Genomic DNA, 22,983 nt, shown 5'->3' with positions numbered 1-22,983 from the left:
CAGAATACCAGCTGCTGCTACCTGTTGCCTCTGTCCCCCGAAAGGGCATGTGTAGCTCGCTTCTGATACTTTTCGAGATGCAATCGCTGCAACACTTCCTGTATCTGACGAATCATCTCTTTGCGTGGGACGCATAAGTTTTCCATGCCAAAGGCGATTTCCTGCTCGATAGTGCTGCCCAGGATTTGTTTGTCGGGATCTTGCAGCATCGTGCCTACGTGTTGAGCAAGGTCGCGTAATGTCAGGTTGGTGATGGAGCGCCCCTCCAAATTGATTTCTCCGCTGACTACGCCTGGGTAGCTGCGAGGAATCAGTCCATTGAGGCATTTGAGCAGAGTGCTTTTGCCACAGCCACTCGGCCCGGCTATGAGCATCAGCTCGCCTGCTGGTAGGGAAAATGAAATATCTTCAATTGCTGGAAGGTGTGGACCTGCTTCTTCCGATCCTTTCGGCGACTCTTGTTCCTCATCGGGAACGCCATAACGGAAACTCAGGTTGCGCACCTCAATCGCTGGCGATTGATCTTCAATTGAATGAGATAGGTTGTCAGATGGTGTGGTCATGCCTCAATAGATACCTGTCCTGTCTCAAATTATTAAATGGTTGAAATGAGATAATAACATGTGCTTACATTGTAGTTGCCTGTACGGATAATTGTCAATGATAATTTTGCCCTGCTGCTTAGGCCAGAAGGTGAAAGGCTGGTTAAACTGTACATAAGTGATGAAAACTATTCCTGACAATGAATGGAGGATTGAAGAGGCCGTTTTTGGATGAGAAGATCTTCATACAATGTGAAAATCTATCATCTTCGCTATATAGTTTGTTATAATGGAATATATTTTCTCTAGTGTAGAGGGAGTTTGTCTACTATGTATACTGAGCGTCTCTACAAAACACTTGTAGAACTTCTAGCCATCCCCAGTACATCGGGCCATGAGGAGCAGATCCGCATGCATCTAGAGCCTCATCTTTCCGCGCTTGGCCTCAGCACGTCTATCGATGGATCTGGTAATCTCATCGCCGCGCTCGCCGGGGAAGGGCAGCCGTTGTTGTTGAATGCTCATATGGATCGTGTACCGCCCGGGCTTGGTCATCAACCGATTCTGCGCGATGGGATACTCTATAGCGATGGCTCAACAAATCTTGGCGCGGACGATGCTGCTGGCATGACGATTATTCTGGAAGCGGTCCGGCGCACGATTGAGCAACGTTTGCCACATCCCCCACTTGTCCTTGTGTTTACGGTTCAGGAAGAGGCAGGTTTATGCGGTGCATCAAATTTTGACGCGACAAAGTGGCACGTGAAAGATGGTATTGTGTTCGATAATGCGTTTGAAGCGGGCGTTGTGGTGTCCAAAGGCGCGGCATACGAGGCTTTTGACGTGACAATCACCGGACGTACAGGGCATCCTGGTAAGGATCTGGCTCAGACAGTCGATGCCATTGCGATCTTTCGTGCTGCTAACTATCCATATGGTTCTTTCGCTAACGATCAGACCCGCATTGCTGTTGGACGCATAAGCGGTGGAACCGCCCGTAATGCTATTCCCGATAAGCTCAAGGTCGAAGGGGAAATGCGCAGCTTTGAGCCGGTCGAGGAGCGCCAGCGCTACAAGCAGGCTATTCAAGATGCGTTTGTCCAGGCGGCAGATCAGGCGGGAGGCCACGCTGAAGTCCATTTTCAGACGCATTCTAACGGCTATGCGCTTGATCCAGATGAGCCTCTCTTACAGGCTTATCACCATGTGCTTTTACAGCGTGGGGCAACTCTTCATCTGCAACCAACCTTTATTGGTAGTGACGCTAGCGGTTTGCGCCCTGCCGTCAGAGCCTTTACTGTTTCGACTGGTGTTACCAGTGAGCATTCGGTGGAAGAGTATGTGGCGCTAGCTCCTCTGGAGCAGTTGGTGAGCGATACGATCCAACTCTTTGCGTTATGGAGTGGGCAAGCAGTGTAGCTGTTCTCTGTGCTTTGTCCAATGAAGATGATCCGCGTACGTTATTCCCAGGATGAAAGTGCTGGTGGTGTGCCAGGTGTACATGCTTCTATTGAGCGTGACTCCGATGTAGTAGGCATTTTTGCTGATTGTCTCGCATTGCCTGCTCAGCTATAATAGAATGCCGAGGGGAGGGTACGCTTCATTGAAGCCTCGTTGCGTCCACCCACATGTGCAACACCGCACAAACTTGAACACCACTTTGTGTGGAGGGGGGAATTTTCGTGCATGTCTCGTAGTTCAACTGACTTGATGGGAACGCCAGGTGAACTATTTCACTGGATTCCTGGTGAAATGGTTGTGATTGTCCGTCTACCTCGTCTGCCCGTCGATGATTCTCAAGACCTATTGATTGAGCAGGTTCGCACCCGATTAAATGAATTTCTGGCCCAATATGGCCTCGCTCTTGAAGCATACGGCACTCATGGACGTTGGAGCGAGGTTCCCACGATGCCGCCCGTGCGTCGCCGCTCGTTCGTTTTCGGACTACATCGTAAACAGCCATTGCTTGCTATCTTCTTTCATACGCGCCACATGGATGCCTCAGTGACAGATCCAGTCCCGACGGCTCTTTCTTATTTGCAGGCCCATTTAGAACATCTTGCGCAGCAGGGCTTACATATTGTCTCGGCTATGCCAAACTGGCTGGTGACGGCTGCTGCGCCTCTCTTCTATGGTGATGGTGGGCCAGCGCTCCCTCCTCGACCTTCCCCTTCGCTGGATGTGCCTGCCCCTGGTAATGCTCTGGTTGGCTGGCATGTGCGAGTGCTGGATACCAGCATTCCGCTCGATTCTAAGAGTGCAGAGGATGTGTTAGTTGCTGTACTTGATACGGCGGTACATCCTGATCGTATCCTCGGAGCCTCGACACGTCCAGAATTTCGTCGCAATTGGCTATTACAACGTCTGGCAGCTGATCTGCGCAATGAGGATGGCTCTTTTGTTGTTGAATATGACCGATATCCTCTCACAAATGATGTGCGTACTGGGCGCGATCGTTATTCCGATGCGCGTTATTATATGATGCCCGATCACGGCCTTGCCGTTGCTGGATTAATCCGCGATGTGGCTCCGCGCGCCCGTATTCGGCTCATTCGTGTATTGAATGATTTCGGTGGTGGCGATTTCTATAATCTGGTTGCTGCCCTCTCTGATCTGGAACGGGAACTGGTCGCCGGCTCTATTCGTCGCCTGGTGATTAATCTCAGCCTGACCATCATGCCCGATATTCGCCGCCTTCCCTATATCTGGTTTGACCATCGGCAGTGGCCAACGACCCAATTACATGGCGTCACACGCGTACTCAACCATATTGAAGAGGGGGTACGTTTGTTATTTGAGGGTTTGTATGCGCATGGCGCGCTGGTGGTGGCGGCGTCGGGCAACGATTCTATTCACGCAGCGCAGCAGAGAGCGACACGTCGTCCGCCGCGTGTCCCTGCTCGCTATGAAACGACGTTAAGCGTGACCTCTGTCAATAGCAAATTTGCTCCATCCGGGTTTGCCAATGTTGCCAACGTGCCACCTTTTGAGAGTGGTGTGGCCTCCTTTGGTGGTGATAGCTATGGTGAAACGGATGCGAACGCGTTGCCCGATGCTGTCCGCTGTTTATATATCTCCCCCACTTTTCCTGAAGGAGAGCAGAATACGTCGGGTTGGGCAGATTGGTGCGGATCATCGTTTGCGACTTCGATCGTTTGTGGGCTGGGCGCGCATCTGATAGCCCAGGGCTGGACGGCCTCGAATGCGATTATCAAACTGGCGGGCGCGCAAGAGCCTCGCGGGGATATGCTTTTTGGTGTACCTCCCACAACTCCTGAACTATTGGGGAATATTATCCGGGTGCAACAGCGTTTTGGCTTATGAAGATCGTTTGTCTTGACGCTTCATTTTATGTAGGATATAATACGCTTAAAATGTAGCTGTTGAGAACTTCGGTATCTATCTTTGATTAGTGATGGGTTTGTTAGGCAAATCCTAGTGAGGTGAATACATGATCGAGCAGAACCAGCAAGTGGTGACAGAGACAGATGTAATTTCTGTGACTCCGGTAGCCGCAGAAAAAGTACGTGAACTTATCACGCAGGAGAATGATCCCACTCTTGGTCTCCGCATCTTCGTCGCTGGTGGAGGTTGCTCTGGTCTCCAATATGGTATGACCCTGGACGAAGAGCAAGAGGGTGATACCTCTATCTCTATGGGAGACTTCAAGATTTTCATCGATGAAATGAGTATTCAATATATCAGTGGTAGCGAAGTTGATTATGTTGATAGCTTGATGGGCGCTGGCTTCACCGTCAACAACCCTAACGCTGTCTCGACCTGTGGCTGTGGGCATTCCTTCAAGACTGCCGAAGGCGATGGCGAGGCTCGGAGCTGCGGCTGCGGTCATTAATCGCTTCCTCTGACTATTGCATTTGCCATTAGTCGAATTGTATCGTTCTTGAGAGAAAAAGGTTTCTGTTGACGTATATTCTTAGTCAGAGAAACCTTTTTTGTGTTGGTTGACATCTTCTTGAAAAAGGAGCTTGCATGAGCCGACGTATTGCCCATCGCCCTCGCTATCGTTCTGCACGACAGCTTATCCAGCAGCCCTCACAGTCGTCCTACAAGGCATTTTTTCGCAAGCGCTGGAGCTATCGCCGTCAGGAGGCCATCTATGAGAAGCACCCATTGGGATACGCGCTCTCGTTCATTCCTGTGCCCTATCATCTGATGCCTACGATATTCCTGCCACGCATCTAAGCTATAGAGCATGTAGACACGCAGATTGCGTGTCTACTCTTCATCTGCCTCGTCGCTTGGTGCCGCCCCTACTGGCTCTTGCAGCATGCGCGTTACCAGTCCGGGCATATCACGCGCAAATTTGGAGTTGGCGACAACCTTTTGTGCCCCTGCCTGTAACGCTCGTGCGCGTGCCTCCAGGTCCATGTGAGAGCCAAAGGCCAGGATCGGTAATCCTTGCTCTCCAGCCTGACTGATTGCGCTCTCCCAGTCTATCCCCTTGCTGGCGATATTGATAATCACCAGCGCCGGTTTTTCCTCTGCTGTCAGCTTCTCCGTAAAGGCGGAAAGCGTACGTACCGTTGTAACCTCCATGTCATGATGGCGTAAAGTATCGCGCATCTTGACCGCAAAAAAGAGGTCTTTTTCCAATGCCAGAATAGCAATTGCCACGTTTTAATCCTCTGAACGCTCGTAGACAGGACGGCGGAAGCGCTCTGCCAACTCTGCGTTGATGATATCCAGGTTGGTGTAGAGGTCTGGTGACAGAATATGGTGCGTGCCATTACAATAAGGTTTATCGCACTTTTTGAAGTGGCTGGTTTCAAATACCAGATTGCCGTCCTCCACCGTCATCCAGATATGCTTGCGCGAATATCCATCACCCCATTTTAAGATGAGGCCATCCTGATACTCGTCGAAGCGCCCCTGCCCATAGAGATAATCGCGGTTAAACATATGCAGGATGTCGCGCACTTTGCTCGCCTGGATGACCCGTGCCACTTCTGGCTTCATCCGAGTGGTTGCCTCTTGCGCGAGGTCTTCTTGAGGGATGTAAAGCTGGCGGCTGCTATGTTGCTCCTCGCGAATCATCTGCTGAATCATCTGCCCCTCTTCCTCAGACAAGCTATGACTTTGCCCGAGAATTTTCGCTCTCTCTTCCGGTGTATATTCGACCCTATTCTCAGCGGCTTTATTTGTCTGCTTGTTTCTACCAAACATGATAGCGCTCCTTCTTCTACTCTACAGTAGTTGCTCTTTCTGCCATTCTTTAACTCTATCACGTCGGCATCAATAATGCCAGCGAGGGGTGCAGTTTCCAGGGCTTTCCAGTTCTCCGCTCAAAGGGGTGCAGGGTCTCCCTGCCGGGGTCTGGGGGGTCCCCAGTTTCCTTCCCTCCTTCGCGCGCCGCCACAGGAGGCGCGCAAAAGAGAAGAAAAAAGGTTTTTTGCGGGGACACCCTGCACCCCGGCAAAGGGCTGCCGCCCTCTGCACTCCCGCTAGATGGGAGAATTGGAAATCCCTGTGCAGTTTCCCGGTCGGTTGCTTGTAGTTGAGTCGTTTTATGGTTAACGTTGTTCGTGGTTGGAGTAGGTAGTACGGATATTCGGAACATATGACCTTGACAAATGTTCGATCGACTCTTTATACTTTCTGTAGAAACTACGAGTTCGCTCTCGCATCTATTGCTGTAGACCTGTTGAAATAGGAACGAATGTTCTAGCTAAATACTGGAACGTAGAAATGCGGGTATCGTCCCATGAGTGCAGACAGGCGTGTAGCGGTAGGGATAGAGATTGGGGGTAGTAAGACAACCGTTGCTCTAGTTGATTCCTCTGGACATGTGCATCAGCGCAGCCATGCAAAGACGCTGAGAGGGCGTCCTGCGGCAGCCACTCTTGAGCCGTATTTGCGTGCCGTTGATGCTATGCTAGCTTATGCTCGCTCTTCTGATTGGCAGGTGAGTGGGATTGGAATTAGTATTCCAGGTACACTTGACTATACAAGGCGTCGTCCTTTTCTGATACCTTTGCTCCCATCTCTCAGCAATTTTCCCCTGTGTGATTTTCTGGAAAACCGCTATGAACTGCCTACTCACCTGCAAGTCGATGTCGATGCAGCTTTGTTGGGTGAACATCGTTTTGGGGCTGGTCGTGGCTTCAAGCGGCTGCTCTATCTGGCCGTTGAAGCTGTTGTGGGAGCCTCGCTGGTGATCAATGGACAGGTGGAGCATCCTACTCAGCAGTATATCGGGCATATCTGCCATCTGAACGTTTCGAGTAGCGGTCCTCGTTGTAGCTGTGGCAAACAGGGCTGCATCAATACAATGGTGTCAATGGATGCCATTCAGAAAAGGGTTCAACGTGCGCTGCGGCGTGGCGAAGAGGGGAGCCTGGTTCAGCGCTTGCTTGGGCGCGAGTATTTCAGCCCGCAACTGTTAGCGGAAGAGGCGCTGCGTGGCGATACGCTGGCCCTTCAGGTCTACGGCGAAATAAGCCGTTGCGTCAGTGCAGCTATTGCCAAGTATATTGACCTGTTTGAGCCAAACGTCCTCATTCTCGGCGGCATTCTCGGCGCTCAGTATTGTGCCAGTGATTTGCTGCTCTCGCGTGTGCGTGGCTCGCTGATTGTACGCTCCTCATCGCGGGTATGTAGTATGGTGGAACTGGTGCCAGCTGTTCTCGGGAGTGATGCAGAACTGGCCGGGGCGGTCTTGCCGTTGTTATGAGCATGCTCGCTAGTGATGCGTTTGAGGATGATGCTGTTCAATCGCTGACATTTCCGCTTCTGTATCCTGTGCAGACGTTGCGTTTTTTTCTATCTGTGGCAGCGGGATGCGTAGGGTAATGGTGGTGCCGCGCGATAAGCGGGAACGTGGGCTGGATTGGACTGCCAGCGTGCCACCAATCTCTCGTACCTTGAGCCTGGCTTTAAACAGGCTGGTTTTTTCGGTTGGGATGCGTTCTGGATCAAAGCCGCGCCCATCGTCGCTGATCGTTACCTCAAGTATTCCATCTGTGTAGGATGTGCGGACCGTTGCAAACGTTGCTCCTGCATGGTTGTAGATATTTAGTAACGCCTGGGTCACTGTATAGGAGATGGTCTCGGCGATTGTTGCGCCTTCTTCTGTCTGTTCCAGGTCTCCGGTAAAGGCGTCTAAGGCCCAGAGATCGGCCTGAAGCTTGAGGGGCGATTCGGGATAGCGCATCGGCAGATCTTCACGAATCAGCTTTTCCAGATGTAGTTTGAGGCCAAGACTGCTGCGTTGATAGGCATCTTCTAACAGAAGTTGTAGCCCTCTCAAATCGCTCTCCAACTCCTCGCTGATCTTACGCACTTTCCCCAGAACTTCGATGAGAGGTTGGGCCGCGACTTTGCTCTCCTCGTCCCGTTCTGCCTCGACTTGCAATTTGTGCTGCCAGTGACCAAGCAGCGAGCGGATGCGCAGTGCCTGTTGTCGGGGTTGGTCGTGGATACGTTGTGAGAGCAGAGAACGCAGGTGCGCATCAGCCTTCAAGAGAAGCGATGTTGCCTGCTCAAGTTGTTGATTTGCCCCTTGTAGATCGCTGGAGGCCTGTTGCTGCTCCTGGTGTTCCTCCTCAAGTTGTTCCAGAGAGGTATATAAGTGATCCAGCAGGCGTTGTGAGCGTCTCACAGAGAGGAGAAACAGGGGAAAGACGGCGGCTGCTATGGTGAAGGTTGGGAGAGAGAACAGAGCGTGTCCGGTAAGCAGCATGGGTAAGATTTCCAGGCAGAAACTCAGGACCAGCCCTACAATCCATACCGTCAACAGCTTACCGATGCGCTGGCGAATACGCGCTGGTACAAGCTGCTTGTGGAGCTGCTTTTGTGGAGAAATGAGTCCAATGCGCCACAGAGAGGAGATACTGATGCACAGTCCGCTCACGAGCGCAAATGCTCCATAACCCATGCTAGCCGTGATGTTGATGCCCGTTGGAACCTGCCCTGCGATCAGTAGCGAACTCAACTCATAGGACACAAGCACGATAAGTGGTACATAGGGGATACCATCCACGATGCGTAAGCGGCGCGTATGTAGTAGTATCTCTGGTCGATAGATCAGGCTCAGATGAAGAAATACGGCACCTGTGAGGGCAAAGGCTGGTATCCAGAGCAATTGAAATACGAGGTCGGCTGGATAAGCCTGCTGAACATTTCCCCAATGGCTGTAGAGCAGAAAGAGCAGCGCTGGTGGGAGAAGCGTCAAACCTTCAACTGCTTCTGTCCATTCGCTGGCACCAATCAACAGAATGGCACCGATCACGAGCCAGCACAGTCCGGCTAGTAGTGTCGAGCCGTAGTTTTGCCACCACATATCCCATGTAAACGTGCTAACCGGGCGTACTATTATTGCAGTGTTGTCCTTGTCGCCAGTGGTCACCGTGTAGGTGATAGAGTCTCCCAGTTTGGCATTTTGATAGGCGTGTGTCAATGCTGCTTCGTTCTCTTTGGTGATGGCAGTGGTATTCACGGCGATGATATGGACCTTGTTAAGCAGCGGAGCGGCTGGTGCTTCGAAAGGAGGGAGTTGCGGCGGCGTCGAGGTGAGCACTATCTGTCCATCGGTATCGATGGCCCAGAAAAAGCCCCCAAAGGTCGTGTTGATCTCTTTGAGGAGACGTAGATGCCCGGTTCCGCTGATCAGCAGCACCATACAGGCAATTGTCAGATACAAAACGGTGAGCCATAGATGCAGCCTGGCCCATCGAGCGTCTTTTGTTGTTTGCATGGGTGTATACACGCTTTAGTGTAACATCTCTGGAGAGAACTCTGCAAGTTGCAATGGCTCCAATTTTCTTTAGTATTTTGTATTGCTTTTCCGATCATGAATGTGTGCCAGTTCTTGACAAAGGACTGACCTTGAGGTAGCATTGCGACTGATGAGTCAGGATGATATACAAGGTAGATGAGAGGCGAACGATCAAAAATAATGGGCACCTTCAATTTCTGAAGGAGAAGCAGTAAAAAATGCAAGCAGCACACGGGCATCGTACATTAAAAGAGAAACAGCGCCAGGAGCGCGAACAGCTTATTCTCAAGACCGCTGAGGAGGTCTTTATCGCAAATGGATACTTTGATACATCCATCGATGAGATTGCCGCGCGGGTTGGTATTGGCAAAGGTACAGTCTATTTACACTTTCCTAGTAAAGAAGATCTGGTTGTGGCGATCTTAACGCGTGATATGGAGGTGTTTCTGCAAGCCGTTGATGATGCTGTTTCCGCTCCGCCGTCACTAACAGCAAGTGAGAAGCTGAAATCAATCCTTCATTTTATGTACAGTGGATTTTATAGTAAGCGTGCGCGCTTGCTTTCTTCTATCTATCATAGCCCGGATTTACAACGTTTCTTTATGCAGAAAAAAGAGAGCATGCGAGAGCTTTGGGGGCAACTTGCAACTCGTATTAGAGCGATATTGGAGGAAGGGAAGGCGACTGGCGAGTTTGATAAAGGCATTCCTACATCGGTAATGCTCAATGCTTTTTTCTGTTTGCAGTCTCCCAGAACCTATGAAGCCCTGGTTGTTGGCGAGCAAATGTCGCCAGAGGAACTGGTGACGCACCTCGGAGAAATCTACTTCAAAGGAATTGCCGCAGTTAAATAGGTGCTGAGATAACAGCAAAAGATGCAGCTTATCAATTTTAAATGACATAAACTGCATCTCTCGTTGCTTGTTTCTATCCTCCGCTTGTACGGAGCTTGTAGACTTTAATCGCTACTTGCAGCGTAAGCCAGTTACTTCGTTCCTGTAAATCGATATCACATAACGATTGCAGGCGATCCAGACGTTGGATCAGGGTATTGCGGTGGACGAAGAGCCGCTCTGATGTCTTGGTAAGGTTGCCAGCACATTCGAGATAGGTTTCAAGTGTGTCCAACAAATCTGTGTTTTTGCGCCGGTCATAGCTATCGATGCGAGCCACCTGATCCTGATAGACATCGCGTAGATCATCCATATGAGCGATCTTGTACAGATAGCGGTACACGCCCAGATCATTGAAATGAGTAACAATAGGCTGAAAACGTGCCTCGGCCACCTTATCCTGTGAGAGATTCTGACCCATCTGCAAGGCTTCATTGGCCTCAGCAAAGCCACGTCGGTAATCACTAATATGCAGGCATGCGTTGCCTATCCCGATGGATAGGTAGACATTATACTCGTTACGCATCTGTTGGGCGACATCCTGTAGCCAGCTTTTGAGCCGCATGCCATTTGGATCTTTGTTTAAAGAGGCCAGACAGGTGAGCAGGTTTTCATGGTCATAGAAAATGGAGCCTGGATAAGTGTCTTGAATACGCCTTCTCACCACTCCGCTGATCCGCTTGTATGCAGTTTGTAACGGTGTTCCCTGCGTATAGCTCTCTTCTAGCAATGGAGCGAGATTTTGCAGTGTTGAGGGGGCAACTGCGCGCTCGTTTTTGCCTGCTTTACGTGCTGAATTGCCCTCGTAGCGTCGCTCATCCAGGTGGGCGATCTCGATCATCACCACCGCATGCGATTTGTTGAGATCGCAACCGAGAAAATGCGCTCGTTGCCTGAGCGAATCTTCTGAATCGGTCGTACCATGCATCAAATCGTCGAAGAAGCCCTTGACCAGGTTCTTTTGTGCCAGTTGATTGACCAGATAGCTGTTCTTGATTGCTATTGCTATCTGATTAGCAATTGTGGTGAGCAGCGTTTGATCTTCGGTGCTGAACCGCCGTGCCTTGCTCAGATAACAGTTGATGAGACCAAGTTGTTCCGTTCCGGCAATCAGCGGTGCGGAAATCAGGGTTTTGTACTGAGCATCCCTGATGGGGTTGAGGCGCTCTAACGTCTCCTCACCAATTTCCAGATGTTGCCCATTTTGCAACTGCACACTGCCGGGATGGAGGAGTGCTTCGTTCATCTCCCGTAGCCGTTCCAGGGTCAGGCGGTCTACATCTATCGGCTGGAAATGGGCGCGGTCGTTGAGGTTGGGTGAGGTGGCGTGAACCGTCAGACGGCGTGGTTGCCGTGATAGCTCCCCTTCTCGTTCTCTTGCCTGATCCATCAGCATAATCGCACACAGATCAACCTCCATGATCTGGACGGTCAGTGTTGCCAGAGTGCGTAACATGTCGTCGAGATACAAACCCGAACTGATGGTCTGACTGAGCATGGAGAGCGAGGTAAGAATGCTGAGTTTGCGCTGCGTATTCTCATAGAGTTGGGCATTTTCAATGGCACCTGCCACCAGTGCAGCCGTATTACTGATGAAAGTGCGATGCTGCTCCGTGAATTCGTGCGGTGCAACTGCCTGGAGTGTAATTACACCAACCAGGCGGCGGTCTTTAGCAATGATAGGAAGCGTCATGAAAGATTGAAATTTTTCCTCCTCCAATTCAGGAAAATAGCAAAAACGTGGATCTTCCATCGCTTCTTCTCGTAAAAAGACCGGTTTGCGGTGCAGTGCCACCCATCCTGCAATCCCTTCTCCTAGTGCCATCGAGATGTTGCCTACCAGGTGTTGATACTGTTCTGTCGTACTGGCTAAAACAAGCCGCTCTTTGTCGTTATCATACAAGTAAATAAGGGCAATCTGGCAGGCAGTAGCGCGGACAACAGTGTCCACAAGGTGTCGTAGCACCTCATCAAGCCTCAACGTTGAGCCAACGGTCGAGATTACTTCGTTGAGCAAGGCGTTTTCTTGCGTTCTCATCTCCAACTCCATATGCAAGTCGTGGTTTTCCTGGCGGAGCTGGTCGATGGTCTCGCTTCCCGCATCGGCGGTACCTGGCTGATGATTGATGCTGGCCTTGGAAGACATGCAACCTCCTGATCTAGTTTGAGATAGGTGTGTACCTGTCACCACTGCTGCTGTCATCGGAACGGTGGTACAGGGAGAACCCTTCATCCCTGTGTAGGTGTACTCAAGTGCTATAAGCGACCAACATTGTGAAACACCTGAGCTTCGCAACGCTGGTCGCCCATTTTTCTTTGAGACTTGTGGACACTACGTACATAACTATTATGAGCAATTATATGTCCTAACCACTGGTCTTGTCGAGACCAGTTCATTTTTTCGTGAAGAAATTTACCTGTTATTACTCAATCGGTGGCCTTACAGGGCCGTAAGAGGCTGATTTGCTGTAGCAAAAAACAGGAGGCACTACATTTTGATCTGGTAGGCCTCCTGTCTTTTGCTAAGTGACAGAAATGCTAGCGCAATTGCCAGACTTTTATGTTGTTAAAGCTCACATTCGTTGTGCCATTCCAATCTACTGCCATCAGACCCAGGCGTCCGGCACTAAAACTGGAGTCAGTCACATGTGTTATATACTGTTGGTTAATGAAGAAGTAGAGGTCAGATCCCTCTGCTACGATGGTCAGGATGTTGGTCTGGTTCAGTCCTTTCTTGATCGCGGAACTGCTGCCACTGATGTTGAGTGGTGCACAATCCCAGGTCCCATCCAGATTTACACGGAAGCGATAGCTGCCCTTGCCATTATCGCGGAAGATAATGCCTCCGCCATCGTTTGCAGTGCCGGATGTAATTTTCATCGCAATCTGGATGGTGAAATTCTTATAACTGAGCGATTGGGCCATACACGATGCAAAGTAATTGCGCTGCGGCATATTGACCTGATAGCCAACTGTTGTAAATCCACAACTGCCGCCGCCGGTGAACTTCTTCACATCCCATGAGGCCGCACCTTGTTTGAGCAGTGAAGATGTATAGAGCAGTGGCCCGGAGGTTGCTGCCTGGTAGACCTGCGTCGGCGTCATACTTGCCGTAATCTGCGGAGGGGTAGTTGGCTTGGTTGCCGTAGGTGTGATGCCAGTAGTGGGAGTTCCTGTCACTGTTGAAGTGGGTGTGACTTCGACGATAGGAGTACTCTCCGGGGTAGGAGTTTCATCTGGCGTCGTGGTTGGACTTGCCTCAACAGTGGGCGTCACTTCAGATGTAGAAGTGGGTGTGATCTCTACTGTAGGTGTGCTCCCAACGGTAGATGTGGCTTCAATTGTAGGTGTCATCTCAGGCGTTGGTGTATCTGTAGGTGTGGCTCCCATGGTAGGCGTGACCGTAGGTGTGCCGCCTGGAGTAGGAGTCACTAGAGGCGTGCTACCAACAATGAGTGTGGGAGATGGTGTAGGCGTTGGCTGCGCCATAGGTGTGGGCGTTGGGGTAGGCCAGGGGGTAGGCGTAGGAACGATTTCAGGCGGTGGAGCAACGGTAGGAGTTGGCGTAGGAGATGGTGTAGGAGTAGCCGTAGGCGTGGACGTAGGTGTATCAGTAAGAGTAGCCGTAGGTGTTGCTCCGGGCTTTGTACGGGAGCGGTTGGTAACATAGTTTTCATAGAGATTCATGAAGGCTTCCCCCTGCGGGGTCAACTCGTCATTGGTGATGAGAGGGGTCGTGCCAGTGCAAGAATATTGCATTGAGGCGAAGATCTGGTTGTCGCTCAATATTTGTAATGCTTTCGTCATCCAGCTGACCAGAAATTTGGAGTCGTTAGCTTTCCCATCGTTCGCCTTTGCGTTTGCTGCGTAGTTCCATTCGGAGATGACAATGGGGAGGGATTTGCCGAGAACCTTTGTCATCGTTGTACGCGCATTGCGAATGTCGCTGCTCCAATTGTTGAGGCGCTGTGTGCATATTTGCTGCGATTCTGCTGCGTTGCAGGTATACTCATGCCAGCTTATCTCGTCAGGCAGTGGATTGGCTTGCTTGAGGAATGTTTGGAAGTATTGTTCTGTGTACCGATACGTCGCAGGTCCGATAAAATGCGCGCCTGGGGCCAGTTTCTTCAGGTCTGGAACCGCTTTATTCCACGCCGCTGTATAATCTTCTGCTGAGATGCCGGCGGCGTCGTCTTCATTGCCATATTCGTAATAGACAGTTGTCTGTCCAAAGACCTTGTTCATGATCTTGATGATCTTGCTGTTCTCTTCCTGGCTCTTTGGCGCAAACGGGTCGTACAGGTTCACCAATGGTACTGCGTTGAGTGTTTTTACTCCCTGTGCTGCCTGTGTGATAACTGCATCGGAGAGCGGTTTTTCTAGAGGAATACGTACCATTTGTATATGCATCTCTTGTAAGAGACCTTGTGTTGTTTGCGAGGTGATCGTCTCATATTTGTCATCGCTGGGCGAAAGATTCGTGCCAAAGATGAAGCGTGATGCTGGCAGCTTCGGTGCGGGCGTGGCGGTCTTTGTCTGCGTTTCATTTGTCGCGGCCTCCGTCGGTTGCAGATTCGAGAGAGCAATATACACGCAGCAGAATATTGTAAGAATAATGCCTGCAAGAATACCAATGCGTGCGCGTGCTGAGAGATCGTTATAACGATACCAGAAATCATTCATGGTAGGAAATGCCCTCCATTATAGTTGAAAGATAATGTGCATTTTCGATGAAAGAAGACAAAGATAAAGTGCATCATATTTCTGATAAATACATCTGTTTTTCTATGCCCGCTAGGAACCTGTCACACATGCTTGCGTTCGTTGCATGCCTGTAAGGCTTCCAGAATGCCCCTGATATCATTATGCCTAAGACGTTTTTGCACTGCTAGGGGGGAAATCCCCCAATCTGCGACAGAGTGACACTTGTATACCAAAGTCATATAAGGATGTAGTTTTCTCAACTGTATCTTTAATTGTATTTTCTTTTATCCTTGTTGTGACCGATGAGAGAGAAACAATGTTCTTTTGTGAACAGTATATATTTATTTGTTTGTATGCTATAATGGTTGTATCCCGGTTGATCTGGCATACAGCGCTGTACATTTCCCTAGGAGTGCAGTGCCTTTTTTCGTATGCTTTTGTTTTTCATTTAAGGAGGTATCATCGATGGCCACAGATACCGATACTGTCATTATTTCTGAAGGCGAAAAGGGAATAGAAACACATGGTATCGAACGTGTTTCGCCGGAGAGTCGCACCCATATTCGCATCTTTGACAATTTTACAATGTGGCTCTCCGCCAATCTGGTTATCTCGACTGTTGTGCTTGGCGCAATTGCAGTGCCGGTTTTTAACCTCGGTTTTTGGGATAGTGTGCTGGCTATTATTATTTTCAATGTCCTTGGAGTTCTCCCGGTTGCCTTTTTCTCCACACTTGGTCCGAAACTGGGCTTGCGCCAGATGACCATTTCGCGCTTCTCCTTTGGTTGGGTAGGGGCGATTGTCATGGCTTTGTTTAATATTGCGGCCTGTATTGGTTGGTCTGCCGTAAATGTGATTGTCGGTGGTCAGCTTGTACAGGCATTGAGTAATGGAGCTATTCCCCGTTGGGTTGGTATTCTCATCATTGCCATCCTGACAACCATCGTGAGTATCTATGGATATAAATATGTTCATAGATATGAGCGCTTTGCATGGATACCAATGGCGCTCATTTTTGTGGTGCTTGCTTTTGTGGCCGGCCCCCACATCACCATTATTCCCACGCCGGCGTTGAACATTGCCTGGCTTGCCTCCTTCATTTCCTTTGGCGGAGCTATCTATGGCTTTGCTACCGGATGGAGTTCGTACGCTTCAGACTATAATGTTAATCAGCCGGAGGATACACCTGCCAGTCGCGTTTTCTGGCTGACCTTCCTGGGCGTAACCATTCCCTGCATTGTGCTAGAAATTCTCGGACTCAGCCTCTCAACGGTTGTTGCTTACAAAGGGAAAGGTGGTGGGGATCTCCTCGCAGCTGCACTCCAGCCTCTGGGACCATTCGGCACGTTCCTGCTGGTTCTGCTTGCCCTCAGTGTGATCGCCAACAATATTCCCAATGACTATAGCCTGGGCCTGACTATGCAGGTGCTTGGTAAGCCTTTCCAGCGCGTCCCTCGCGCCGTATGGACGTTAATTGGCGCAGTCGTCTATATTCTCATCGCCTTGCCTGCCGCGCAAAACTTTAATGCAACGCTGGAGAACTTCCTGCTTCTGATTGCCTACTGGTTAGGCCCCTGGGCGGTTATTCTGGTGCTGGAGCATTTTGTGTTCCGTCGCGGAAAATATAACGTCGAGGACTGGAATAACCCTGAAATGTTGCCAGCTGGTTGGGCTGCGTTGGTCTCGATGGCTCTAGGTCTGGTTGGTGTCTACCTCGGTGCGGCTCAGCTGCTCTTCGTCGGCCCCATTGCTTATCTCATTCATCCTCCATTTGGAATGGATGTTGGTTTCGAGTTGGGCGTGATCTTTGCCGCAATCTCTTATCTGATCTTGCGTCCTATAGAATTGCGCTCCAGACCTATTCCGAGCGCGGCTGTGGCCGAGGCAGAGCAATAATCGGCGAGACTTTGGTATAGTAAAAGAGATGGGATAGCTTGCTATTTCATCTCTTTTCTGCTGTTTTAGGAGCCTGGAAGTTCTGCTGTGAGAGGATTTGTCTATGTCTTATGATCTGCTCATTCGTCGCGTGCGGCTTCATCGTCGCCAGCAGCCTGTCGATATCGCCGTCAAAGATGGCCTCTTTGTCAAAATCGCCGCTGATCTGCCCTCTGCGGAGGCGACCCGCGTTGTGGATGCTGATGGACGGCTGGTTGTGCCTCCATTTATTGATGCGCATGTCCATCTAGATGCTGTTCTGACCGTTGGGCAGCCGCGCTATAACTCAAGCGGCACCTTGCTGGAAGGTATTCAGATCTGGAGTGAGCGCAAACCAGATTTGACCCATGAGGATGTTAAGCGGCGTGCGCTTGAAGAGATTCGCTGGGAGGTCGCTCAAGGTACGTTGCATATTCGGAGCCATGTCGATGTCTGCGATCCCAACCTGACCGCATTGCGTGCCCTGCTCGAAGTGCGCGAGGAGGTTCGTGATATTTGTGATCTGCAACTGGTCGCTTTTCCCCAGGATGGTATTCTCTCCTTTCCAGGTGGACGCGAATTGATGCGCAAGGCTTTGGAACTGGGATGCGACCTTGTGGGAGGCATTCCCCACTATGAGTGGACGCGGGATATGGGCGTGGAAGATGTTCACTATGCGTTTGCTCTGGCGAAGGAGTTCAATCGCGATATTGATTGTCATTGCGACGAGACCGATGATCCACAATCACGCTTTACAGAGGTGATGGCGGCGGACACCATTGAGCAGAGCTGGCAGGGACGTGTCACGGCGAGCCATTGTACTGCCATGCACTCGTATGATAACGCCTATGCTTTCAAGCTGCTGCGCTTGCTTGCCCGAGCGCAGGTAAACGTCATCGCCAATCCTTTTGATAACGTGGTGCTTCAGGGTCGTTTTGACACCTATCCTAAACGGCGTGGTATTACCCGCGTCAAAGAACTATTGGCGTCTGGTGTCAATGTTGCACTTGGGCATGATTCCATTATGGACCCCTGGTTTCCGTTGGGACGAGGCGATATGCTGGCAGCAGCGCAACTGGCCCTGTTCCTATGCCATATGAGTGGACACGAAGAGATCGATGCCGTTCTCGACCTTATTACGACGAATGCCGCCAGGGCGTTGCGCATTCAGGATCGCTACGGTATTGAAGAAGGGAAACCAGCAGACTTTCTCATCCTTGATGCTCCCTCTGCCTTTGAAGCATTGCGCCTGTTGCCTGCCCGCCTCTACGTTTTTAAAGGAGGGCGCGAGATCGCTCGCACCACACCTGGTAGGAGTGTAGTGAGACGTGCCGGCGAGAAAGAAGGGCAGGAAGTGACATTTCACGTTTAATGAGAAGAAACTCAATAGTACAATTTAGAGGATATTCACTGCTCGCCCTGCCAGGATAACGATGGTTAGCATGGCAATGATGGCCTCCATCATCATCAACATCTTTGCCCAGCGAGTCAAGGGATAGGTATCAGTCGGGCTAAGGGCAGTGGCGGCAGTAAACGCAACAAACAGGTAGTCGAAGAAGTGTGGCGCCCAGCCTTTTGTATTTCCATCGGCCTGTTGCGGGAACATAAAGTCTGCTGCCTGATGCCCATGCTTGTGGCGCTTGATCGGGCCTCCTCCGTCAATCTCCCAGTACCATAGAGCAAAGACGAGAATATTTGCGATCCAGAGCAGGCCTGCTGTTTGCAGTAACATTCCGGCCTGCGATTGGCTTCTGTTGGGGAGCGTATAAATCATCAAGCAGACTCCAACTGCCAGAGTTAATGTCACAACTCCTAATATGATGAAGCTGAGAACGCGTATGGTGGAAGGTGAGAAGGGACGGCGTACGAAATGAGGCAGAGTAATAATCAGTGTGATGATGACAATGATCGCTAATGGCACCCAACCGAAGCCGAACGTGATCCGTCCTGGCAAAGCTGCGAAAAGCAATCCCAGAATCAATGCTCCCACGAGTGCTGCCCAGCGTGTAATCACAGATTTTGACCGCCAATAGTTTAAATCTGTTTGTTGTTGAGTGATATTCTCCATATTGTTGCGCTCCCAGGTGAGGTATGTTTAAGTGTACGCGTTCATGCTTGCCCTGTCAATTGATATCTTCTGCACTGGATTGATAATAGTAACTGGTAAAATACCATTCTACCTCATCAAATCATATTTTCTTGTATAAAATTACAATGTATTCATAAAATAAGCATTTTGCGTGTCAAAAAAGAAGACTTCTGGTATAGTTTAACAGGAAGCGATAGTACCCTTGTGTCTGTCGTGTTCGTTCTGTTAGAGGCGCTGCTAGAGAGTTCTCAATGGCATGAGCACCTCTGAATGACCTGAATAACTTCCCAAGTCTTCTGAGGGCGTCAGTAAACCGGGATGGGATAAAGATGTTGGTAGATGCAAAATATCGTGATGAACAGATAAACGCAGCAGATATAGTGACTACACTTTTGAGCGAGTTCAGCACTATCACTGAGTATCGCCTATTACAGGATAGCTTGCCCCGGCGTCTCGCTGGTTTGCTGAAATGTCGGTGTGTGCTCTTCTACCAGCAGATCAGCAATACTCTCCAGTTTGTTGCCGGCTCTTTTGATGATACTCCTGGTTGGTCTGCTGCCCTGCTCCGCTTTGCACGCATTAATCCTATTGATCTGCATAGTGATTTGCCAGAAGCTCGGGCATGGCGAGAGCGCACTATCGTTGTTGTTCCTGTTTCATCACCTGCGCCCCATGCCCTTATTGCGGCCCCTTTGCTCTATCGCCAGCGAGCTATAGGGGTGCTGGTGGCTATTCGCCATGATGGGCAGGAACGATTTGATTGGACTCGAGATGAGGTCGTAGTATTTGAAGCTGTGGCAGGCGTTGTTGCTTTGCTATTAGAGAATACGCGTTTACTGGAACGGGACCGTGAACGTATTCACGAGCTTGCTCTGCTCAATAGTATCAGTAGCCAATTGCATTGCTCCATGTACGAGCTACAGCGTTTGCGCACAATTGTAGTGCAGCGTACCCGCGAAATAGCTGCTGTGGATTTATGCGAACTGGTTGAGTTGGAGGAAGGAGTGGATCAGGCATCGTGGATCGCACCTTCACTTTGTGAAAAGCTCTTCTGCTATTTTCGTGGGCAGCGTGCGTTTTCGCCTCTCATTATTGAGCGACCAGGTGATCCTCTTCATCCCTTCGTACAGGAGTGTCTTGCGCAACTCCCGACCAATATAAAAACGTTTTTTGCACTGCCTTTGTTGAATGGAAGGGAGGGCGGGAAGCAGAGTGGATTATTGCGCGATAGTCGTGGATCTGCATATGATTTCTCACAAGAAGAGCCAAAGATTCTGGGTATTGTGATTGGGGGGTATTATCACGCCTGGAAATTGCGTCGCGCGGAAATTGTGCTGTTGCAGGTATTGGCAAGTCAGGCCAGCGCAGTGCTTGAAAATACAGTTCTAATGGCAGAGGTTCTAGAGGCACGCAATGAGGCGCGGAAATTGTTGCGGCAAGTGTTGGATGATGAGCGCTTAAAGGCTCTGATCCTGGAATGCATTCCCAGCGGGTTAGTTGCAGTTGATAGTAGCGGTATAGTGACGATGTTTAATCGAGCGGCATCTACTATATTGGGATATCATCCCGGCGAGGTGATGGGCCAGCCGCTGCACAAATTTCTCGATATCAGATCATTTTCTCGCTCCCATACCCTTCCTGAGAGCGAGCAGGGAACAGATGTGCCTCGAGAGAGCGATACGCCATTTTATATGCAAGGGATACAGGGAGGAACACTGATTACTGTTGATCGTCATGACCGCGAAGTGGTGCTTGATATCGATCTGTTGCCTCTGCGCGATGATTTGAGTGCGCGTGTCGGCGTGTTAGTGACATTTACCGATGTGACATCAGTGCATCAATTGGAAGAGGAGAAACGCCGTCTGGATCGTCTTGCCTCGTTAGGTGAGATGGCGGCAAACGTGGCCCACGAGGTACGCAACCCTCTGGCATCGATTAAAATCTCGATGCAGATGTTGATGGATGATATGGCGGGAGGAATAAAGCCTTCTCCCGCCGATGAGGAGGAAGTATTCGATTGGGCGCAGGAGGCAGTTTCGGTTGTACTCAAGGAGGTTGAGCGCCTTGATAGTATCGTTCGTGACCTGCTGCTCTTTGCGAAGCCTCGCCAGCTGCATCGCGTCAAATGTAGCATCACCGATGTCAGTGATCGAGTACTGCAACTCATTCAATCGCGCTGCGTCGAAGCGAACGTTGATGTCCATCGCGTGTATGATAGCGTTCCTGATATCTACGTTGATGAAGGACAGATAGAGCAGGTGTTGCTGAATATTTATATTAATGCCTTGCAAGCGATGCCTGATGGAGGAATTCTGACCATTACCTGTCACGTTCTCGCCGCTGATCGGGCCATCTCGGATGGTCAGCCCATAGTGTCGTCAGAAAGCAATCAGGAGATCTATTCTACTGCCAGACACCCCTATCGCAGTTCTATTGGAGAGGTTTTCCAATCCTGGTTGGAGGTCTCTGTCAGCGATACTGGCTCTGGCATCCCTCCTGACCAGCTTGAGCGCATTTTTCAACCGTTTTTTACCACCAGAGCGCATGGGATCGGTCTCGGTTTGGCTATTACAAGAAGATTAGTTGAGGATCATGGAGGATATATACGGGCGGAAGGACACTTTGGGTATGGCGCGACTCTATCGGTGCGACTGCCAATTATCACAAATAAGAGCAATCATCGGGATTGAAGGTGGGAGGGACAGCCAATGAGCTTGAGTATTCTGATTATCGATGATGAGCCACATTTACCACATCAAATTGCTCGTTTTTTACGGAAACATGGCTATGAGGTCTATACGGCTGCTGACGGCGATCGGGGTTTGCAGGAATTGCAGAAAAATACTATTGACCTTATATTGCTTGACCTGCGTCTACCTGGATTGAGTGGATTAGAGATCTTGATGAGTGTTCGCAAGAGCGATCCGGAGGTGCCTGTCGTTATGTTGACGGCGTATGGTGACGTACAAACTGCCGTTTCTGCTATGAAGTTAGGGGCTTTTGATTATCTTCTGAAAGGCTTTGACCTTGATGAATTATTACTGGTGGTACAACGTGCGCTGGAGACTGGCGCTATGTCGCGAGAGTTGCGTCAACTTCGCCGGGATCGCAGCGATAATTATCATTTTAGCTATATCGTAGGCCATAGTGAACGCATGAGGGACGTGTTTGATCTGGTAGCCCGCGTCGCTCGCAGCAATGCCTCAGTCCTCATTATGGGAGAAAGCGGCACAGGTAAAGAGGTGGTTGCTCGTGCAATTCATGAGCAGAGCAACCGGGCCAGCGGCCCTTTTCACCCGTTAAACTGCGCTGCTATTGCCAATAATTTGCTAGAGAGCGAACTTTTTGGCTATGAACAGTATGCGTTTACTGATGCTAAAAAGCAGAAACGTGGGCTACTTGAGCTTGCGGAGGGAGGAACGCTTTTTCTTGATGAGATTGGAGAAATGCCCCTGGATATGCAAGCAAAGCTGTTGCGTGTGCTGGAAACGCGCTCATTTTTTCGTCTAGGAGGTAGCAAGGAGGTGAAGATCAACGTTCGTGTTCTTGCGGCGACAAATCGTGATCTGGAGCAAGCCATGAAAGAAGGTCATTTCCGTTCAGACCTGTACTTTCGCCTGGCCGTCCTTAAAATCACGCTTCCGCCACTGCGTGAACGCCCCGGCGATATTTTATTATTTGCCTCGCGCTTCATCGAGGATTTCAACAAATCATTGGGGCGCAATGTGCGGCGGATTGCGCCAGAGGCTCAACATCTGCTGCTGGCCTATCATTGGCCCGGGAATATACGTGAGCTAAAAAATGTGATCGAGCGTGCCATGATTTTGAGCAATCGCGATGAATTATTGCCTATGCACCTGCCGCACGAGATAGCTGGCGAAGGGGATCAGGCAGCTGGAGCTTGTATCGATATCTGGGAACAGTGGCTCAGAACACGTCCTCCTGGCCCGGTTTCGCTCGATGAGGTCAGCGAACGGGTTGAGCAACATTTCATTCGCTGGGCTTTAGAGACTGCGCGGCATAATCGCACGCGTGCGGCCGAACTGCTCGGTTTTGCCAAAGTCGATCAGTTACGTTATCTGATGCGCAAACATAGCATCGAGTAGA

The 22,983-nt window shown here is 50.3% G+C and carries 17 protein-coding genes; 10 read left to right on the top strand and 7 right to left on the bottom strand.

From position 1 onward, the window contains the following. Nucleotides 1-17 precede the first annotated feature (17 nt). Complete coding sequence (locus K3T83_RS07300; protein ID WP_220202311.1) at nucleotides 18-563, bottom strand: energy-coupling factor ABC transporter ATP-binding protein; 546 nt, start codon at nucleotides 561-563, stop codon at nucleotides 18-20. Between the two features lie 309 nt (nucleotides 564-872). Between K3T83_RS07300 and K3T83_RS07295 the strand changes: the two genes are divergently transcribed. The 4 genes from K3T83_RS07295 (at nucleotide 873) to K3T83_RS07280 (ending at nucleotide 4,745) form a co-directional block, all read left to right on the top strand. Further along, nucleotides 873-1,961, top strand: coding sequence for a M20/M25/M40 family metallo-hydrolase (locus K3T83_RS07295; protein ID WP_220202310.1), 1,089 nt, complete (start codon nucleotides 873-875; stop codon nucleotides 1,959-1,961). A gap of 267 nt (nucleotides 1,962-2,228) precedes the next feature. Next, the gene (locus tag K3T83_RS07290; protein WP_220202309.1) at nucleotides 2,229-3,866 is read left to right on the top strand and encodes a S8 family serine peptidase; all 1,638 of its coding nucleotides are present in this window, start codon (nucleotides 2,229-2,231) and stop codon (nucleotides 3,864-3,866) included. A 127-nt stretch (nucleotides 3,867-3,993) separates the two neighbouring features. Continuing rightward, a complete protein-coding gene (gene erpA / locus K3T83_RS07285; protein WP_220202308.1) occupies nucleotides 3,994-4,395 on the top strand; it encodes an iron-sulfur cluster insertion protein ErpA in 402 nt (133 codons plus the stop codon). Nucleotides 4,396-4,532: 137 nt separating this feature from the next. Beyond that, nucleotides 4,533-4,745: a hypothetical protein gene (locus tag K3T83_RS07280; RefSeq protein WP_220202307.1), complete on the top strand. Its 213-nt coding sequence runs from the start codon at nucleotides 4,533-4,535 to the stop codon at nucleotides 4,743-4,745. A 33-nt stretch (nucleotides 4,746-4,778) separates the two neighbouring features. On the opposite strand, the gene K3T83_RS07275 is transcribed toward K3T83_RS07280, so the two are convergent. Next, nucleotides 4,779-5,177, bottom strand: a complete 399-nt coding sequence (locus tag K3T83_RS07275) for a PleD family two-component system response regulator (protein WP_220202306.1) — start codon at nucleotides 5,175-5,177, stop codon at nucleotides 4,779-4,781. Between the two features lie 3 nt (nucleotides 5,178-5,180). Further along, nucleotides 5,181-5,726, bottom strand: a complete 546-nt coding sequence (locus K3T83_RS07270) for a hypothetical protein (RefSeq protein ID WP_220202305.1) — start codon at nucleotides 5,724-5,726, stop codon at nucleotides 5,181-5,183. A 538-nt stretch (nucleotides 5,727-6,264) separates the two neighbouring features. Between K3T83_RS07270 and K3T83_RS07265 the strand changes: the two genes are divergently transcribed. Then, nucleotides 6,265-7,233 (top strand): ROK family protein, encoded by a 969-nt coding sequence (locus tag K3T83_RS07265; protein ID WP_220202304.1) that lies wholly within the window; start codon nucleotides 6,265-6,267, stop codon nucleotides 7,231-7,233. 9 nt (nucleotides 7,234-7,242) lie between these two features. Here K3T83_RS07265 and K3T83_RS07260 read toward each other — a convergent pair whose 3' ends face one another. Beyond that, nucleotides 7,243-9,255, bottom strand: a complete 2,013-nt coding sequence (locus K3T83_RS07260; protein WP_220202303.1) for a sensor histidine kinase — start codon at nucleotides 9,253-9,255, stop codon at nucleotides 7,243-7,245. A gap of 239 nt (nucleotides 9,256-9,494) precedes the next feature. Between K3T83_RS07260 and K3T83_RS07255 the strand changes: the two genes are divergently transcribed. After that, nucleotides 9,495-10,130, top strand: a complete 636-nt coding sequence (locus tag K3T83_RS07255; RefSeq protein ID WP_220202302.1) for a TetR/AcrR family transcriptional regulator — start codon at nucleotides 9,495-9,497, stop codon at nucleotides 10,128-10,130. Nucleotides 10,131-10,203: 73 nt separating this feature from the next. Here the strand turns inward: K3T83_RS07255 and K3T83_RS07250 are convergent, their stop codons facing one another. Continuing rightward, nucleotides 10,204-12,315, bottom strand: coding sequence for a GAF domain-containing protein (locus tag K3T83_RS07250; protein ID WP_220202301.1), 2,112 nt, complete (start codon nucleotides 12,313-12,315; stop codon nucleotides 10,204-10,206). A gap of 392 nt (nucleotides 12,316-12,707) precedes the next feature. After that, nucleotides 12,708-14,852 carry a hypothetical protein gene (locus tag K3T83_RS07245; protein WP_220202300.1) on the bottom strand — a complete coding sequence of 715 codons (2,145 nt, stop codon included), beginning with the start codon at nucleotides 14,850-14,852 and terminating at the stop codon, nucleotides 12,708-12,710. 486 nt (nucleotides 14,853-15,338) lie between these two features. On the opposite strand from K3T83_RS07245, the gene K3T83_RS07240 reads away from it, so the two are divergent. Both K3T83_RS07240 and codA read left to right on the top strand, forming a co-directional pair. After that, on the top strand, nucleotides 15,339-16,769 hold the full coding sequence (locus tag K3T83_RS07240) for a purine-cytosine permease family protein (RefSeq protein ID WP_220202299.1): 1,431 nt from the start codon (nucleotides 15,339-15,341) through the stop codon (nucleotides 16,767-16,769). Nucleotides 16,770-16,872: 103 nt separating this feature from the next. Next, nucleotides 16,873-18,159, top strand: coding sequence for a cytosine deaminase (gene codA / locus K3T83_RS07235; RefSeq protein WP_220202298.1), 1,287 nt, complete (start codon nucleotides 16,873-16,875; stop codon nucleotides 18,157-18,159). A gap of 24 nt (nucleotides 18,160-18,183) precedes the next feature. On the opposite strand, the gene K3T83_RS07230 is transcribed toward codA, so the two are convergent. Next, a complete protein-coding gene (locus K3T83_RS07230; RefSeq protein ID WP_220202297.1) occupies nucleotides 18,184-18,855 on the bottom strand; it encodes a hypothetical protein in 672 nt (223 codons plus the stop codon). Nucleotides 18,856-19,205: 350 nt separating this feature from the next. Between K3T83_RS07230 and K3T83_RS07225 the strand changes: the two genes are divergently transcribed. Continuing rightward, nucleotides 19,206-21,566, top strand: a complete 2,361-nt coding sequence (locus K3T83_RS07225) for a GAF domain-containing sensor histidine kinase (protein WP_220202296.1) — start codon at nucleotides 19,206-19,208, stop codon at nucleotides 21,564-21,566. An 18-nt stretch (nucleotides 21,567-21,584) separates the two neighbouring features. Beyond that, nucleotides 21,585-22,982, top strand: coding sequence for a sigma-54-dependent transcriptional regulator (locus tag K3T83_RS07220; RefSeq protein WP_220202295.1), 1,398 nt, complete (start codon nucleotides 21,585-21,587; stop codon nucleotides 22,980-22,982). Nucleotide 22,983: the final 1 nt, after the last annotated feature.

It is taken from the genome of Reticulibacter mediterranei (assembly GCF_016587455.1).
The sequence above is the reverse complement of the archived record's forward strand: the minus strand, read 5'-3'. Positions and strand labels throughout refer to the sequence as shown.